Source organism: Pantoea sp. RIT-PI-b (genome assembly GCF_001187905.1).
Classification (GTDB): Bacteria; Pseudomonadota; Gammaproteobacteria; order Enterobacterales; family Enterobacteriaceae; genus Pantoea; species Pantoea nemavictus.
Genome location: NZ_LGIS01000013.1, coordinates 83,227 through 98,781, shown reverse-complemented (window position 1 = coordinate 98,781; position 15,555 = coordinate 83,227). Strand labels below are relative to the sequence as shown.

Sequence of the window (15,555 nt, the reverse complement as noted above, 5' to 3'; positions counted from 1 at the left end):
GTTCTGACATATGGCAGTATCTTCCTCCCCCATAAATGGGGGAGGAAGATACTGCCATATGTCAGTGCTGAAGCTGCATGTGGCAGCGTCTCCTTCCCCCGCTTGCGGGGGAAGGCCGGGATGGGGGACGGCGGGCACAATCCCTCACAACCGGCTCAAACAATCGATCGCCACCGCTTTAAAACTGACAAAATCGGCGCAATCACGCAGACGCGCCATCGCCCTTTCGCGCAGGAAGGTGACGAACAGATCGTAAATCGCCATCGCCTCTTCATATTCGCTCTTGCTGATCGCCAGCAGGAAAATCACCGATGCCGTCTCCTCGCCCCAGCTTACGCCGTGCGGGGCCAGTACCGTATACACCACGGTTTTCTGCGCCAGTAAACCCAACGAGTGCGGCAGCGCAATGCCTTCGCCCAGCATGGTACTGACGATCGCTTCACGCTCCTCAACCGATGGAAAGAAATCCGCATCGACATAGCCTTCAGCTTGCAGCTGATCGCACAGCAGACGGAACAGATCCGACTGCGCCATCGGCTTATCCAGCACCATAAAGTGCTGCGCGTCGAAGTACTTCTCCAGCATGTAAGGACGCGTACGATCCACCAATACCAGCTTGCCAAGCTGCTCAAGCTGGTATTCAGTGGGGAATGGCGACATCACGGCAATCGGCTTGTTCTTCTCCGTCAGCCGCGCGGTAGAGATCACAAAGTCTTCATCGATATGCTGGCGCAGCTCATAGTCGCGCTGTGATAGCCGCGCTGTCACCACCAGCTGCGGATACTTACGCAACAGTAGCGCTTCAATCATACGCAGCGTCGAGTTGCCGCTGTCGCACACCAGCAGCACCTGCGGATGGCGCTGATAGCCGACGTCATAATGCCGCTCCAGCCCGACGCCGATATGCAGCACCAGGAAACCGATCTCGTTCTCACTGATGGTGTAAGGCGTGTATTTTCCCCAGCTGGTCACTGCTGCCAACGTCACATCGTAGGCCATTGGATAGTGCTGTTTAATGTTGCTCAGCAGCGGATTGGGAATATGAATCTGATAACGCACCCGGGTGATCATGGTTTTGATATGAGTGAGCAGATCGGCGCGTAGCTGCTCATCGTGCTGCAGCCGATAGTTGTAATGGGTATTGATGTAATTCAGCAGGTAATCGACCAGCGCATCAGCATCATCGGCGTTGATGGTGCTGGGTGCCAGCGCCTGAATCTGACGCGCGGCGATGTTGACTCGCAGCCAGTTCTCTTCCGCCTGTGAAATCGGCTTGCCGACCAACGGACGCATCAGATTGATCAGATCCTGCGCCGCTTCGCGCACTTCGTCGCCCACATCTTCCGCGCCCGGATCGTTGAGCGGGAAGCCTTCGCTGATGCGTCGCACCGCCACCGCGCAGTAGATTTGCAGATAGCGATCGCCCTCATCACTGAGGCGAATGGCATGTTGGGCAAAGCACTGCTGCAGCAATGGCTCAAGCTGAGCCAGAATGCCGCTGTGCAGCGCTTCCACCGTCAGCAGCGGACTGTCTGGCGTCTCCTGGTCGATTTGCCACAGCAAATCAGTTAAGCAGGTGCGGATTGCCGCCTCGCTGCCAAACAGCTTCATGCCGTAATGCGGTTTGGTTTCAATATTGAGGTGATAGCGGCCCAGCCATTCGCGTACTTCCGCCATGTCGCTTTGCAGCGTGGCGCGGCTGACAAACCACTCTTCCGACAGATCTTCCAGCTTGATGGAATAAGCGGCGGTGAGAAAGCGTGTCAGCAGATAGCGCACCCGCTCCTGTGAGGTGCGCGGCACCCGCAGCGGCGTGGCGCTCTCCTCCTGCAGCCGGCCAAAACGCGCCGCATCGTCAATTTTGAGCTGATATCCCGCGCCGCGCGCCAGCACAAACTGGGCGCCGTGCTGCTCCAGCAGCGCGTTTAGCGCGGTGATATCGGTGCGCACCGTGCGCGTTGAAACGGAAAAGCGGCGTGCCAGCTCATCCTGCGGCAGCGTTTCATTTTGCAGCGCAGCGAAAAGCTGGGTCAGACGCTGATTGGGAAATCTCACGGAGCTCACCTGTTACTCATTTGTTACAGCAGTTTCTTGCACGTTGCCAGAAGCTGACGCACATCGTCAATGCGCGTGTCGCCCGTTGCGCTATCGATAATCGAACTGTAGACGTGCGGGATCACTTTGCTGACGCCCGCGTCGAGCGCGATACGCACAATCTCTTCGAAATTAGCGAGGTCGATGCCGCCGGTTGGCTCCAGCCAGAAGTCGTGACGCGCACAGGCTTCCGCCACCGCGCGATACTCATTCACCGCTTTCAGGCCGCCCATCGGGAAGTACTTCACCGAGCTGCCGCCCATGTCCTGCAGCATGGCGATGGCGCTGTCAATCGGCACAATCGCGTCGGTGCCCTGCGAGCTGCGCGGACCGGTGGAGATTTTTACCAAGCCCGGCGTGCCGGTAGGTGAAATCAAGCCATTCACCACGGTTTGGCTCTGGCCGAGCAGCGCACGGCTGGTCGCCACGCCGGTGAACACCTGATTAACGTGCTGCGGCTGCAAAACTGCCGAGATTTCACTCACCATCGCCGACTGATTCGGATCGCCCGCGCCTAAGCCCACTGACAGCGCATTGTCGATCAGCGCCGCGTACTCACGCATGTCGGCAATCGCTTCTTCATTGCTGGCGTAGTTTTTTGACAGCACGCCAACCAACACATGGCCTTCGGCAGCCTGCCAGATTTCATGCGCATTCTGTTTCGAACCGGCCAGCACGTTAAGGCACAGGCGGCCCTGATAGAAATTTGGGTTGAGACTCATGCGCGCGCTCCTCCGTTGATCAACGCCTGGATAGCGCTAAAGATGATGTGTAGCTGATCGGCGCTGACGCTGCGCACATCGGCTTCGATAATGCCTTCATTGGCTTTGTAGCCACGGAAATAGATGGCGATGTCGCCGGTTTTCAGCGCCTGCACCAGTTCGCCGGTTGGCCAACCGGTGACCGCTTCATCGAACTTAATTTCGGCACGCGCGATATCGCGTCCCGCCGCATCCCACACCACGCGTGCGCTTACGCCGTTCAGGGTGTTGAGGTTATCGATAAAGGGCGTCATGTTAGCCACCATCTCGGCACCGGTGGTTTTCGGCTGCACCAGATAGTTTTCAATCGCTTGTGTCAGACCGAGAATGCCCTCTTTGCCGACTTTCATCGCGCGGCCAATGCCGTTGCTTTGACGCTTCACCCACTCAACGTATTGCGTGCGGCCAATCACCAAACCGCTGGTTGGCCCTTCAATCGCCTTGGCACCGCTGTAAATCACCAAGTCAGCGCCCATTTGGTAGTAGCACTGCAAATCTTCCTCAGCTGCCGCATCGACGATCAATGGGATGCCATGTTGGCGCGCCACGACCGCCGCCTGCTCCACGCTGAGATGGCTTTTCTGCACACAGTGGTGCGATTTGATATACATCAGCGCCGCCGTGGTCGGCGTGATCGCTGCCGCCAGCTGCTCTGGCGAACATTCGTTGCTGTAACCGGCTTCGATCAGGCGACCGCCGCCCAGGGCCACCATGGTGCCAACCGGTGCGCCAAAGTTCACGTTGTGCCCTTTTGGCACCACGATATCGTGCGGTACGCTGAGCGGCGCGGCGTGCAGATTCTCCAGCAGCCAGTCGTTGTCCTTAACGATCACCGCCGCCACGCTCTGCGCGATGCCCGCCGAGGCGCACGACACCACCACCGCGTTTTCCACCTCCAGCAGTTTGGCGATGTAAGCGCCGGTCTTGTTGACCAGATCTTTCATCTCAAAGTAGTGATTCAAGCCATAGCTAACGGTATCAACCACATCAGCAGACGGCGTGGAAACGCCAAGAATCGTCATACGGCCAGACGCATTGATGACCTGTTTCAGGTCATATTTTTCATAAATCGAAGACATGATTGGCTTTCCCTTCGTCAGTCAAATGCCAGTGACCCGCGACAACCACGGCCAGCGGCAGCACATGTTGCTCACCCAAAACCTGTTCGCCTTCAGCATCAACGAACGGGCGGATTTCCTCTTTGACGGTAAAAATGGTCAGGTCGGCGTCATAACCTGCGGTTAAGCGCCCTTTGCCCGCCAGGCGCAGGCCCACGGCAGCATTCGCGGTAACGCACGCGATAATTTGCGGCAGCGTCATGCCAATGCTGAAGAATTTCGACATCACGTGCGCCAGGCTATGCACCGGGCCGTTAATGCGGTTGCGGCAGTAAATGTCGGAGCTGATGGTGTCGGGCAGAATGCCCTGCGCGATCGCCTGACGCGCGACGTCGAAACTGAAGCTGGCTCCGCCGTGGCCGATATCCAGCTTCACGCCGCGCGCCATCGCGTTTTTCACCGCTGCTTTCAGCTCACCCTGCGGCGATAAGATGCGGTTTGGTTTGCCGTTGAAGCAGTGGGTAATGATGTCACCAGACGTCAGCAGATCGGCGATCTCCTCCAGCACCGGCGGATTGTTGCCGATGTGCACCATCAACGGCAGATTACCCGCCGCCTGCTGAATGGCTTTGGCGCGCACCAGCGGCTGAATACCGTTTTCGCCTACCACGCTACTGCTCATGCGCGCTTTCAGGCCGACGATAAAGTCGGGGCGACGTTTCACCGCCTGTACCACCGCATCGCCATCGATCTGCGCCATATCGGCCAGCTCGTTTTGCGTCACAATGCCGGTGCGGGAAATGTTGATCAGCGCGCGTACTTGGGTGGTCGCCGAACGCGTGAGCTGGTAAAAGTCGTCGATGTCACCGGCGCCGGTGCTGCCGGCGTCGACTACGGTGGTAACGCCTTGCGCTACGCCAATGGTATCGGCATCGTCGTGATAAATCGGGGATTTGGGATAACAGTGCACGTGGCTGTCAATCCAGCCAGCGCTGACGTAGTAGCGTCCCGCAAGATCGCGCTCCTGCTGTGCCGCGCCGCTCACTTCGCCGACGGCGGCAATTTTGCCGTGCTGAATGGCGATATCCACCAGCTGTTCGTCGCACAGTCGTGCGCGGCGCAGAATCAGATCAAACATGCTCACTCCTTTACTGCGATTGTTGCCAGGTGCGCATGAATGCGCACCCTACATAACTACAAATGCGCACCCAACATGTAGGGTCGCCATTTATGGCGACCGTCCAATCAGCCGCATTACAGCGAAATCGGGAACATCGCACCCAGCGCCATCGCGCCAAGAATCGCGCCGCCGGTAATTGGCTTATTCCACAGGTAGAACAACAGCGCACCCACCAGCGAACCGAGACCGATGGGGATCGACGCGGCCATTGCGGAGAGGATAATCAATGGCCCAAGGAAGCGACCTGACGCGTTACCCGCGCCCATCATTACGTCCGCGCCGTAGGTTGAATCGCTCTGGTTGATGGTGAACTTACGCGCCAGGATGATCAGATAACCAATCGCTAAACCCACCACCAAACCGGTTGCCAGTGAGGCGGCAAAGTTCGCTACCGGAAACACGATACCGGCACCGAGCAGCAGTGCCGGCACGCCAAGGCCGACGCCGGTCTGGATCGCGCCGCCAATATCGAGAATCCCCACCAGCGAACCTTCGATAATGCGCGCGAACAGGAAGCTGGCGCCAAATGCCGCGACCGCGCCATACACGCCGGTTTCCATACCGGAACGCAGCATCGACACAAACGCCACTTCGTTAAACGCACCGATGCCGTACAGGTAATACATATGCGTACCGGCAAACACGCCGGATGAGAGCAGGCCAACAAAAATCGGGAAAGACCAGTCGGCGTACCAGAACCCTTTGTTTTCGTTCTCGTTCATGCTGATGGCTCCTTATTTGCCGCTGACGCTGTTGTGGATCATATCCAGCCAGCCCGGAATACCCAGCTGGAAGGATTGCAGCAGTTTCATGTCGAAACCGCGGAAGAAGCCGCTCAAAGCAAACAGCAGCACGATGGCGAACATCATTACTTTGGTGACTTTGTTCCAGCCGCTCTCTTCCACGCCTTTACCAATCAGGATGCCAAGCACCAAACCTGGCACTGCGTTACCCATGATCAGCTGCGCCAGACCACCAAAAATGGTCGCCCAGAAGCCTGATTTTTTACCGGCATCAATGGCCGCCAGCCAGAAGATGACCGGCATCACGGTGTTCACCAGCAGGTTAGCCGCGGGCACCAGCACTTTGACTGCCGTAACCTGCAGCGCCGCCGGAACCGCTGATGCGGTGCTATTCAGGAAGGCCACCACAATCATGCCGATGATGCCGCAGGCGATTGCCATGCGTTTCGGGTTGTGCAGGGTTTCTGCCACGTTGCGATTTTTCACCATCAATGCCGCCGCGCCCCAGTTCGGCAGAATGCGGTGATCGACGTCCTGCGTGAAGGAGCCTGCTGCTACAGATGATGCCCAGGCGTTAAAGAAGAAGCCGAGACCAAAGGAGAAGTGCGATGCCGGATCGCCTTCACAGGAATTGAGTTCACCCAGGGTACGGAATGCGCCCATACCTTGGGTGGTCGGTGCGTGGAACATGCGCGCTGCGCCCGCTCCTACTCCGACGCCAACCAATCCACCAATGATTAACGACTTAAACAAAATGATTAAAAACATATTGTTGACCCTTTGTTGTCGTTTTTACCCTACACATGCGATGTCGGGCGGTTCTTTTAGGTCGCCGTAAATTCAACCTTCTCGGTGTCGATCACGGTGACGCTAACGGTAATCTCCAGCTCAACGCTGTAATTCCGTCGCTCGCGCGCGAGGAAGAAGAACAGAAACTTCTCCTTTCGCACGCTCTCCTGCGCGCGCAGCACCCGCACATCCATGGGTTCAATGCGCAACAGAATCTTTTGGCTGGTGCGCAGCACTTGCTGCTGCACCTTACTCAGCGCATCGGCAAAGGCTTTTGCTTTACTGTCGCCTTTGCCCTGCACCGTTACCTGGGTCTCGTATTGCTGTTTCATACTTAGCTGCCGTATTTTTTGTTCCAGGCCAGCACCAGACGCTCACCCAGCTCTTCTTTATCCATAAAGCCGAAGCCCAGCACGGTGGCACCTTCGTTGATGGCGGTGACGCCTTCGTCAATCGAACGCATACCGTGTTTGGCTTTGTAGCCATATTTGTTCTGCGCGGTAATCGCACCGGCACCGCCGCTGCCGCAAAAGGAGATGCCGAAATCGGCGTTTTCGGCTTTCATCACGTCACCCAGCTTCATGTCGGCTGCCACGCCTGGGACGACTACCGCACGACCACCGGCTTTTTCGATACCCGCCGCTACTTTCTGACCTTTACCCAGACGATCGCCAATCACTACAGTTACCATGTTCAATTCCTCTCGATTCACGCTTCATTCGCGCGGTAAGCGCGTCATTCGCTTAAATTATGCTTCGTTGGATTTCGCCACTTCGATATGGACCGATAACAGCCAGGCTTCCTCTTTTGGCAGATTGCCAAACAGATCAACGACCTGCTGCGCCAGCGCCATGGTTTCCGGCGAGATATCTTCAAACAGTTCAGCTTCCACCTCTGGCAACGCTTCTCCCGTCAGGGAGCGCGATGCCATCGCACGGACATGTGAAGCCAGCATCTGCTGTTGTACGGCGTTGGCTTCGATATGGTGCGTGGCGTAGATTGCTGCAATTTGGCTTAACACCTTATCCGCCAGCGCCTGAATCGCTTCCGGCGTGCTCTGTTTCAGCGGGACAGCTTCACTCCTCACCTTGTTACTCCTGTTTACAGCGGACAATTACAGATAATTCGCGTTGAAAAGAAATTACGCTTTCCACTACAGGCTGTTGAGACGCATCTTTTCCACCTCAAAGTGGAAATCCCACGGGCGAGTGTGCGCCAGATCTCAGGACGCACAGAGTGTGCGAGATCGGTCACAAAATGCAGGATGTGAGGGATTTATAGCGACTAAAGCGGTGAAACGGACAGGGACGGTGGGAAGAAATAAGGCCAGCCACTGGGCTGGCCGGGTTATCAGCGGAATTTCTTATGGTTGGCGTTGCGAATATCTTCCAGTTTCTTCGCTTCGGTTTTGGCTTCATCCAGCTTGTTAGCTTGCGCCAGCTGATCGACCACATCGATCTGTGCAATCAGCGAATCCAGGCCGGCATGATAATCCTTGATCTCCGCGCTATCGGCAGCCTTTCCTTCCAGTTTCTCTGGCGTAGACTGTTTTGCATCCGTTGCCGCCTGGCGCATTTTGCCCAGCGCGGTATGCATCTCCTGCGCGTCAGAGGTTTTCTTTACCACGCTCAGACCATCCTTAAGCGCGTCCATATCTTTTTCTAAATCGGCCGCAAACACACTAGCCGAGGAGAACAACAGCGACAAAGACAACATTGCAATCACATGCTTATTACGCATTGGTATTTCCTTTTATTATTGTCGGGCCAAAAAAAAGCAGCCTCTTGGGCTGCTTTCAGGAAGCGATGACTCTTATTGTCCGGCGATTTTCATCTCCGGCAGCAGCACCGAACCGCATTGTATATTGCTGCGGGTTTCAATGTCGTTACCGACAGTTACCATATTGAGCCACATATCCCTGAGGTTACCGGCGATTGTGATCTCGCTCACAGGGTATTGAATCTCACCGTTTTCGACCCAGAAGCCTGACGCGCCGCGTGAATAGTCACCGGTCATGCCGTTGATGCTGGAACCCATCATCTCGGTGACCACTAAACCGGTGCCCATCTGCTTCAGCATGTCGTCAAAGCTATGGCCCTGACCGGCAATGCGCCAGTTGTGGATGCCGCCAGCATGACCGGTGCTTTGCAAGCCCAGCTTACGCGCCGAGTAGCTGGTCAGTAGCCAGTTTTGCAGCACGCCATCTTTAATGATGTCACGCGATTGGGTGCGCACACCTTCGCTGTCGAACGGCGTGGAAGCCAATCCTTTCAGCAGATGTGGGTGCTCTTCAATCGTCAGCCACTCTGGCAGAATCTGCTTACCGAGTGAATCGAGCAGGAAGGTGGATTTACGATAGACGCTGCTGCCGCTGATCATGCCAACCAGATGGCCAAACAGGCCGGTCGCTACTTCCGGCGCGAAAATCACCGGCGCCTTCATGGTGGAGAGCTTGCGCGGTGCCAGACGTGCCAGCACACGACGGGCGCACTCTGCACCGACCCAATCTGCGCTTTTCAGATCGTCAAACGAGCGGCCAATGGTGTACGCGTAATCGCGCTCCATATTGCCGTCCTGCTCAGCAATGACGCAGCTGGAGAGCGAATGGCGGCTCGAGCAGTAGCTCTGCAGCATGCCGTGGCTGTTACCAAAGACTTTGATACCGACGTGGCTGTTGAAGCTGCCGCCTTCGGTATTGGTGATGCGCTTGTCGGCCTGCAGTGAAGCTTGCTCCGCCTGCGCCGCCAGTTCGATCGCGCGATCGGCATCGATCTCCCACGGGTGGTAGAGATCAAGATCCGGCGCGTCAAATGCCAGCAGATCCGGATCGGCCGGTGCGCCGAATGGATCCACCGAGGTGTAGCGCGCAATATCGATCGCCGCCTGCACGGTGCGTTTGATGGCATCCGGGCTGAGGTCGGTTGAGGAGGCGCTGCCTTTACGATTTTGATGGTAGACGGTGATGCCAAGCGCACCATCGCTGTTGAATTCGACGTTTTCCACTTCGCCATAGCGGGTACTGACGCCGATGCCGGTGGTTTTCGTGACCGCCACTTCAGCGCCATCGGTGCTGGCCTTTGCCAATTCCAACGCCTGCGCGACAGCCTGTTCCAACACTTTACGTTGTTCTGCAACCTGAGTAGATACGTTCATCGACCTGCCGTCTAATCTTAAGTATGAATGAATTGAGTCTATCAGACTCAGAGAACAATTTCGCAGTCGCCCGATAAACTGGTAGGATTAGCCTCTTTTTTTTAGGGAGCCATGAGATGACCAAGCAGCCCGAAGACTGGCTCGACGATGTGCCGGATAATAATGACGAAGAAGATGAAGAGATTATCTGGGTCAGCAAAAGCGAAATCAAACGCGATGCCGAAGAGCTAAAACGCCTTGGCGCCGAGCTCGTTGACCTGGGGAAAAACTCGCTCGACAAAATCCCGCTCGACGAACAGCTGCGCGACGCGATTGAACTGGCGCAGCGTATTAAGAAAGAAGGCCGTCGCCGTCAGCTGCAGCTGATCGGTAAGATGCTGCGCTCCCGCGATGAAGATCCGATTCGTCAGGCGCTGGATAAGCTGAAGAACCGTCACAACCAACAGGTTGCGCTGTTCCACAAACTTGAGATATTGCGCGATCGTTTGATCGAGAAGGGTGATGATGCCGTAGCTGAGGTGTTTAACCTCTATCCGCATGCCGATCGTCAGCAACTGCGCAGCATGATCCGTAATGCGCAGAAAGAGAAAGCCGCGAACAAACCACCAAAATCCGCCCGCCTGATTTTCCAGTATCTGCGCGAGCTGGCAGAAGCTTAAGTTCTCTGCGCTTTTCCCCTCACCCTAACCCTCTCCCGCAAGCGGGCGAGGGAATGTTTAGGTGGAACTTCATTGTCACATCGGAGCTCGATCGGCCCCTTCTCCCGCAGGCGGGAGAAGGTTGGGATGAGGGGAAACCCACACAATTACCGCCCTAACCGCTCCAGCAGTTTCTGGTGAATACCACCAAACCCGCCGTTACTCATCACCAGAATTGAATCGCCTGGCTGGGCTTTTTTCGCCACCATCTCGACCAGCGTATCGATATCCGCACTCCACTGCGCCGGTTGGATGCATGCTTCTGCCACATCGGAAACCTGCCACGGAATATGGTGCGGCTGGAACAGGAACACTTCATCTGCACGGCCCAGCGAAGGCGCTAGCTCATTCTTGCTCACACCCATCTTCATGGTATTGGAGCGCGGTTCGAGTACCGCCAGAATGCGCGCCGTGCCGCCCACTTTACTGCGCAGCGCCGCCAGCGTGGCGAGAATCGCGGTTGGATGGTGAGCAAAATCGTCATACACCTTGATGGCATTCACTTCACCACGCAGCTCAAGACGACGCCGGGCATTAATAAAGCTGCTCAGCGCTTCACCGGCATCCACCGGTTTCACACCGACATGACGTGCGGCCGCAATCGCCATCAGCCCGTTATGCATGTTGTGTTCGCCCACCAACGCCCAGTTCACTTCGCCGACTTTCTCGCCGTCGAGCCAGATTTCCCAATGTGAGGAGTCGGGCGTCAGCTTTTTCGCCTGCCAGTGACCGTTATCGCCAACGGTTTCCTGCTCGCTCCAGCAGCCCATCGCCATCACTTGCTTGAGGTTGTTATCGTGTTCCGGCAGCAGGATTTTTCCCTGGCCCGGCACGATGCGGATCAGGTGATGGAACTGCTTCTGGATCGCACGCAGATCGTCAAAAATATCCGCGTGATCGAATTCGAGGTTGTTGAGGATCAGCGTGCGCGGGCAGTAATGCACAAACTTGGAACGCTTATCAAAGAACGCGCTGTCGTACTCATCCGCTTCGATGACGAAGAATGGACTTTTTCCTAATTTTGCCGAAACGTCGAAGTTTCCTGGCACCCCACCGATGATGAAGCCGGGTTCAAGGCCGCAAGCCTCGAGAATCCACGCTGCCATGCCGGCTGTGGTGGTTTTACCGTGCGTTCCGGCTACCGCCAGCACCCAACGATCGCGCAAGACGAAATCGTGCAGCCACTGCGGGCCAGAGAGGTAAGGAATGTTGCGCTCCAGCACCGCTTCGACACAGGGATTGCCGCGCGTCATCGCGTTACCAATGATCACCAGATCCGGTTGATGGTCAAGCTGGCTGGCATCGTAACCTTCTGTCAATTCAATGCCTTGCTGCTCCAGCAATGTGCTCATCGGCGGATAGACATTGGCGTCTGAGCCGGTCACTTCGTGTCCCAGCGAGCGTGCCAGCATCGCCAGTCCGCCCATGAAAGTGCCACAAATCCCGAGGATGTGAATACGCATAAAGAGATCCATTACTCAAAAGTTCGGCGCACAGTGTAACGCCGAGTTGAAAGGGAAGAAACGGATTAGGACTATGGTTTTTAAAGTTCAATCGGCTAAACTGCGCTCATACGTTGGTAGCTTGTTACAGCTGCTGCCACTCCATCGTAGATGCAGGGAATGTGTTATGAAAACGTTAGGCGAATTTATCGTCGAGAAGCAACACGACTTTCCACACGCCACAGGTGAACTGACGGCGCTGATTTCTTCCATTAAGCTTGGCGCTAAAATTATCCACCGCGACATCAATAAAGCGGGTCTGGTGGATATTCTGGGTGCCAGCGGCGTGGAAAACGTGCAGGGCGAGCAGCAGATGAAGCTCGACCTGTTCGCTAACGAAAAGCTGAAAGCCGCTTTGAAAGCGCGCGGAGTGGTGGCCGGTATCGCGTCTGAAGAAGAAGACGAGTTCGTCATCTTTGAAGGCTCAGAGAATGGCAAATACGTGGTGTTGATGGATCCGCTGGATGGCTCTTCGAACATCGACGTTAACGTTTCCGTCGGGACCATTTTCTCCATCTATCACCGTATCAGTGAGCCCGGCACGCCAATCACCGAAGCCGATTTCATGCAGCCAGGCAACAAACAAGTTGCTGCGGGTTACGTGGTTTACGGTTCTTCAACCATGATGGTGTATACCACCGGCGTGGGCGTGCATGCGTTTACCTACGATCCGTCGCTCGGTGTGTTCTGCCTGAGCCACGAGCGTATGACCTTCCCGGAGAAGGGTTACACTTACTCCATCAACGAAGGTAACTACATTCGCTTCCCACAGGGCGTGAAGAAATACCTGAAGTTCTGTCAGGAAGAAGATATCGCTACTAAGCGCCCATATACCTCGCGCTACATTGGTTCACTGGTGGCCGATTTCCACCGTAACCTGCTGAAAGGCGGCATCTATCTTTACCCAAGCACTGCCAGCCATCCGCAAGGTAAGCTGCGCCTACTGTATGAATGCAACCCAATGGCATTCCTGGCAGAGCAAGCGGGTGGTAAAGCCAGCGATGGCGCCAATCGCATTCTGGATATTCAGCCAGAAACCCTGCACCAGCGCTGCCCGTTCTTCTGCGGCAACGACTCAATGGTCGGTGACGTTGAACGTTTCATCCGTGAATACCCGGACGATCATTCAGCGTAAGCCATCGTCACGCCGTGCAAAGCCCGCCTTAGTGCGGGCTTTTTGTTTTCATATTTCTGATCTTTGCCTGCCGATTAATAAGCGCGCCGTCCTCCGCATAATATCGACTTGGCCAGATTTCGGCGGGCGGAATACCAATCGCTTCGGCAATTAATAATTCCCCTTTGGGCCACGGCCGCACTAATGCATTGGCGAGTGTGGTGGAGCATAAACCGGATTGTCGTGATACTGCCGCCATTGAAGTTCCTTTCTTTCGCAGGGCAGCAATAATATCGGCGGGGTGCCAGTCTTGTTTTGAATTATTCACGTCACTCTCCTTAGTCCGCTTATCTGTTCAATTAACGATACTACGTTACTCGTAGTATCTGACAAGCAGTAAATCTACGATTCTCGTAGTCATGAAATCGACCTGCCCTCTCAATCAAACCTTCCAGAAACGCCTGAAACAAGCGCGTCTGGCTAAAGGCTTGTCGCAGAAAAGATTGGGAATTGCCGCAGGAATTGATGAGTTTGTTGCCAGTACGCGAATTAATCGTTACGAGAAAGGAATTCATCAGGCTGATTTGGATACAGCGCAGCGATTGGCAGAGGTGCTTGACGTCTCACCCTCCTATTTTTATGAAGAAGATGATGAGCTAGCGGAAAAGATTCGCACGCATCAAAAGAATAAATAAAGGCTTATTAATGTGCCGCGTATTAATATGCGCGGCAATAAGTTGATTATTAGGTCGCTATTTCTAGCGACCTCATTGTTTTATTACGCCGCAACCACGCGGAATTGTGCCATTGATTCCTGCAACTGCTGCGACTGCGCTTCCAGTGATTGTGTCGCGGCGCTGGCTTCTTCAACTAACGCGGCGTTCTGCTGCGCAGCCTCATCCATCTGCGTTACCGCCTGATTCACCTGTTCGATGCCACGACTCTGCTCTTCCGACGCGATGGAGATCTCTTTCATCAGCGTGGTGACGCGCATCACTTCACTGGAGATCTCATCCATGGTTTCACCGGCGCGCGTGGCCATGTCGCTGCCCTCTTTCACCCGCGTTTGTGATTCCGCAATCAGCTCACGGATCTCTTTAGCCGCGGTCGCGCTTCGGCCCGCCAGCGTGCGCACTTCATTGGCGACCACGGCAAAACCGCGCCCTTGCTCGCCCGCTCGCGCCGCTTCAACCGAGGCGTTCAGTGCAAGAATATTGGTCTGGAAGGCAATACCGTCAATCACGCTGAGGATGTCACCGATGCGGTTAGAGCTTTGGGTAATCTCCTGCATCTTCTCCATCACGTAGCCGACGACTTCGGCACCGCGATCGGCGCTGTCGGAAACATTGCTGGCGAGTTGATTGGCCTCTTTGGCATTGCTGGCGTTGAGGCGCACGGTGGCGGTCAGTTGCTCCATGCTGGCGGCGGTTTGCTCCAGCGAGGCGGCCGACTCTTCGGTACGCTGTGAAAGATGCACGGTGCCCGCCGCCAGTTCGCGGCTGCCGACATCAATTTGCAAGCTGGCTTCGCGTACCTGGCTCACTGAACTGCTCAGTGCCAGCTGCATGTTGGCCAGCGCCTGATTGAGACGGCCCAACTCGTTCTTTCCGGCAGCAGGCAGCGGCTGCGACAAATCACCCGCGGCAATTTGCTCCAGATGCAGAATCGCGCTATCGAGAGGACGCAGCAGCAGACGACGCAGCAGCTGCCAGGCCAGCGCAATCAGCAGCAATGTCAACGCCACTGAAACACCAATCAGGATCTTCAGCTGCAGTTCATTGCGTGCCGCCTGCGCCAGACGCGCTGCAGAGACTTCATTGGCATAAACGCTGAAATCATTGACGGCTTTAGAGTAGGTGGCTGCCAGCGCCGATTGTTTGCCTTCCAGCACTTGATAGTATTCGTCGGTGTACTGCTTCTTCAGGGCATCAATCATTGGCGTGATGCCCTCTTTCTCATACGCGCCATAGGTTGTGACCACCGCATCGGCCAGCGTTTTTCCATGTGCCGTCACCGTTCCGGCATCGACAAACGCTTTTAAATACTGGTGTGAACTCTCTACCGCCGCCTGAGTTTGTTTGGTGACGACATCACCCTCATCCAGTAAACCAATTTCAATTTTACGCACCGCCAGCGCGGCGTTGGCGCGAGCGCGCATCAGCTCCGAACGGCTTTGATACAAACTGTTGAGCTCAACCCCTTGAATGCGGTTGAGTGCATCCAGTGATTGATTGCCTGAGTTAATCGCAGAGATGCCCATAGCGCTCACCGCCAGCAGCAGCAGCGTCATAAATGCCAGGAGCGTGAGTAATGCAGTACGAATTGATAGCTGTTTAATCATGATTATCCCCGTTTGCAAGAAAAGGCAGAAATCCGCTGGCCCTAAAACGGAGAGATTATCGGCAGTTGATCGCAGAAACTTTATCCATTGTTGATGGTCAATCTGCTGACGATCACTTACGC

The 15,555-nt window shown here is 55.5% G+C and carries 17 protein-coding genes; 3 read left to right on the top strand and 14 right to left on the bottom strand.

Annotation, left to right across the window (positions count from 1 at the left end):
• Window positions 1-144: 144 nt before the first annotated feature.
• The 11 genes from AC790_RS06425 to pmbA all read right to left on the bottom strand — a co-directional run bounded on the left by AC790_RS06425 (window position 145) and on the right by pmbA (window position 9,778).
• Entirely contained in the window at window positions 145-2,055 is a 1,911-nt protein-coding gene (locus AC790_RS06425) for a transcription antiterminator (RefSeq protein ID WP_049851255.1), read from the bottom strand.
• Between the two features lie 23 nt (window positions 2,056-2,078).
• Window positions 2,079-2,816: a KDGP aldolase family protein gene (locus AC790_RS06420; RefSeq protein WP_007892194.1), complete on the bottom strand. Its 738-nt coding sequence runs from the start codon at window positions 2,814-2,816 to the stop codon at window positions 2,079-2,081.
• Window positions 2,813-3,934, bottom strand: coding sequence for a DgaE family pyridoxal phosphate-dependent ammonia lyase (locus AC790_RS06415; RefSeq protein WP_007892193.1), 1,122 nt, complete (start codon window positions 3,932-3,934; stop codon window positions 2,813-2,815). The genes AC790_RS06420 and AC790_RS06415 overlap by 4 nt, the downstream gene beginning before the upstream one ends.
• Window positions 3,918-5,051, bottom strand: coding sequence for an amidohydrolase/deacetylase family metallohydrolase (locus AC790_RS06410; RefSeq protein ID WP_049851254.1), 1,134 nt, complete (start codon window positions 5,049-5,051; stop codon window positions 3,918-3,920). The genes AC790_RS06415 and AC790_RS06410 overlap by 17 nt, the downstream gene beginning before the upstream one ends.
• A 116-nt stretch (window positions 5,052-5,167) precedes the next feature.
• Window positions 5,168-5,815 carry a DUF4310 family protein gene (locus AC790_RS06405; protein ID WP_007892191.1) on the bottom strand — a complete coding sequence of 216 codons (648 nt, stop codon included), beginning with the start codon at window positions 5,813-5,815 and terminating at the stop codon, window positions 5,168-5,170.
• A 12-nt stretch (window positions 5,816-5,827) separates the two neighbouring features.
• The gene (locus tag AC790_RS06400; RefSeq protein WP_007892190.1) at window positions 5,828-6,604 is read right to left on the bottom strand and encodes a DUF4311 domain-containing protein; all 777 of its coding nucleotides are present in this window, start codon (window positions 6,602-6,604) and stop codon (window positions 5,828-5,830) included.
• A gap of 56 nt (window positions 6,605-6,660) precedes the next feature.
• Window positions 6,661-6,957, bottom strand: coding sequence for a DUF4312 family protein (locus AC790_RS06395; RefSeq protein ID WP_007892189.1), 297 nt, complete (start codon window positions 6,955-6,957; stop codon window positions 6,661-6,663).
• A 2-nt stretch (window positions 6,958-6,959) separates the two neighbouring features.
• Window positions 6,960-7,322, bottom strand: coding sequence for an SFCGS family glycine-rich protein (locus AC790_RS06390; protein WP_085982498.1), 363 nt, complete (start codon window positions 7,320-7,322; stop codon window positions 6,960-6,962).
• 51 nt (window positions 7,323-7,373) lie between these two features.
• Complete coding sequence (locus AC790_RS06385; protein WP_049851253.1) at window positions 7,374-7,712, bottom strand: glycine dehydrogenase; 339 nt, start codon at window positions 7,710-7,712, stop codon at window positions 7,374-7,376.
• Window positions 7,713-7,975: 263 nt separating this feature from the next.
• Window positions 7,976-8,365 (bottom strand): cytochrome b562, encoded by a 390-nt coding sequence (gene cybC / locus AC790_RS06380; protein ID WP_007892184.1) that lies wholly within the window; start codon window positions 8,363-8,365, stop codon window positions 7,976-7,978.
• A 72-nt stretch (window positions 8,366-8,437) separates the two neighbouring features.
• Entirely contained in the window at window positions 8,438-9,778 is a 1,341-nt protein-coding gene (pmbA, locus tag AC790_RS06375) for a metalloprotease PmbA (RefSeq protein WP_007892182.1), read from the bottom strand.
• A 116-nt stretch (window positions 9,779-9,894) separates the two neighbouring features.
• Here pmbA and yjgA point away from each other — a divergent pair, with 116 nt between their 5' ends.
• Window positions 9,895-10,437 carry a ribosome biogenesis factor YjgA gene (gene yjgA, locus AC790_RS06370; protein WP_049851252.1) on the top strand — a complete coding sequence of 181 codons (543 nt, stop codon included), beginning with the start codon at window positions 9,895-9,897 and terminating at the stop codon, window positions 10,435-10,437.
• A 146-nt stretch (window positions 10,438-10,583) separates the two neighbouring features.
• Here the strand turns inward: yjgA and mpl are convergent, their stop codons facing one another.
• Window positions 10,584-11,939, bottom strand: coding sequence for a UDP-N-acetylmuramate:L-alanyl-gamma-D-glutamyl-meso-diaminopimelate ligase (gene mpl / locus AC790_RS06365; RefSeq protein ID WP_007892179.1), 1,356 nt, complete (start codon window positions 11,937-11,939; stop codon window positions 10,584-10,586).
• 166 nt (window positions 11,940-12,105) lie between these two features.
• On the opposite strand from mpl, the gene fbp reads away from it, so the two are divergent.
• Window positions 12,106-13,113, top strand: a complete 1,008-nt coding sequence (gene fbp, locus AC790_RS06360; RefSeq protein WP_007892178.1) for a class 1 fructose-bisphosphatase — start codon at window positions 12,106-12,108, stop codon at window positions 13,111-13,113.
• 28 nt (window positions 13,114-13,141) lie between these two features.
• On the opposite strand, the gene AC790_RS06355 is transcribed toward fbp, so the two are convergent.
• Window positions 13,142-13,420: a helix-turn-helix transcriptional regulator gene (locus tag AC790_RS06355; RefSeq protein WP_007892176.1), complete on the bottom strand. Its 279-nt coding sequence runs from the start codon at window positions 13,418-13,420 to the stop codon at window positions 13,142-13,144.
• 91 nt (window positions 13,421-13,511) lie between these two features.
• Between AC790_RS06355 and AC790_RS06350 the strand changes: the two genes are divergently transcribed.
• A complete protein-coding gene (locus tag AC790_RS06350) occupies window positions 13,512-13,787 on the top strand; it encodes a helix-turn-helix domain-containing protein (protein WP_007892175.1) in 276 nt (91 codons plus the stop codon).
• 83 nt (window positions 13,788-13,870) lie between these two features.
• On the opposite strand, the gene AC790_RS06345 is transcribed toward AC790_RS06350, so the two are convergent.
• Window positions 13,871-15,430: a methyl-accepting chemotaxis protein gene (locus AC790_RS06345; protein WP_049851257.1), complete on the bottom strand. Its 1,560-nt coding sequence runs from the start codon at window positions 15,428-15,430 to the stop codon at window positions 13,871-13,873.
• Between the last annotated feature and the right edge of the window lie 125 nt (window positions 15,431-15,555).

Excerpts from the sequence above, each read along its gene's own strand:
- AC790_RS06420 (WP_007892194.1), bottom strand. The coding sequence starts at position 2,816 with ATGAGTCTCAACCCAAATTTCTATCAGGGCCGCCTGTGCCTTAACGTG.
- AC790_RS06415 (WP_007892193.1), bottom strand. The coding sequence starts at position 3,934 with ATGTCTTCGATTTATGAAAAATATGACCTGAAACAGGTCATCAATGCG.
- AC790_RS06410 (WP_049851254.1), bottom strand. The coding sequence starts at position 5,051 with ATGTTTGATCTGATTCTGCGCCGCGCACGACTGTGCGACGAACAGCTG.
- AC790_RS06405 (WP_007892191.1), bottom strand. The coding sequence starts at position 5,815 with ATGAACGAGAACGAAAACAAAGGGTTCTGGTACGCCGACTGGTCTTTC.
- AC790_RS06400 (WP_007892190.1), bottom strand. The coding sequence starts at position 6,604 with ATGTTTTTAATCATTTTGTTTAAGTCGTTAATCATTGGTGGATTGGTT.
- AC790_RS06395 (WP_007892189.1), bottom strand. The coding sequence starts at position 6,957 with ATGAAACAGCAATACGAGACCCAGGTAACGGTGCAGGGCAAAGGCGAC.
- cybC (WP_007892184.1), bottom strand. The coding sequence starts at position 8,365 with ATGCGTAATAAGCATGTGATTGCAATGTTGTCTTTGTCGCTGTTGTTC.
- pmbA (WP_007892182.1), bottom strand. The coding sequence starts at position 9,778 with ATGAACGTATCTACTCAGGTTGCAGAACAACGTAAAGTGTTGGAACAG.
- yjgA (WP_049851252.1), top strand. The coding sequence starts at position 9,895 with ATGACCAAGCAGCCCGAAGACTGGCTCGACGATGTGCCGGATAATAAT.
- mpl (WP_007892179.1), bottom strand. The coding sequence starts at position 11,939 with ATGCGTATTCACATCCTCGGGATTTGTGGCACTTTCATGGGCGGACTG.
- fbp (WP_007892178.1), top strand. The coding sequence starts at position 12,106 with ATGAAAACGTTAGGCGAATTTATCGTCGAGAAGCAACACGACTTTCCA.
- AC790_RS06350 (WP_007892175.1), top strand. The coding sequence starts at position 13,512 with ATGAAATCGACCTGCCCTCTCAATCAAACCTTCCAGAAACGCCTGAAA.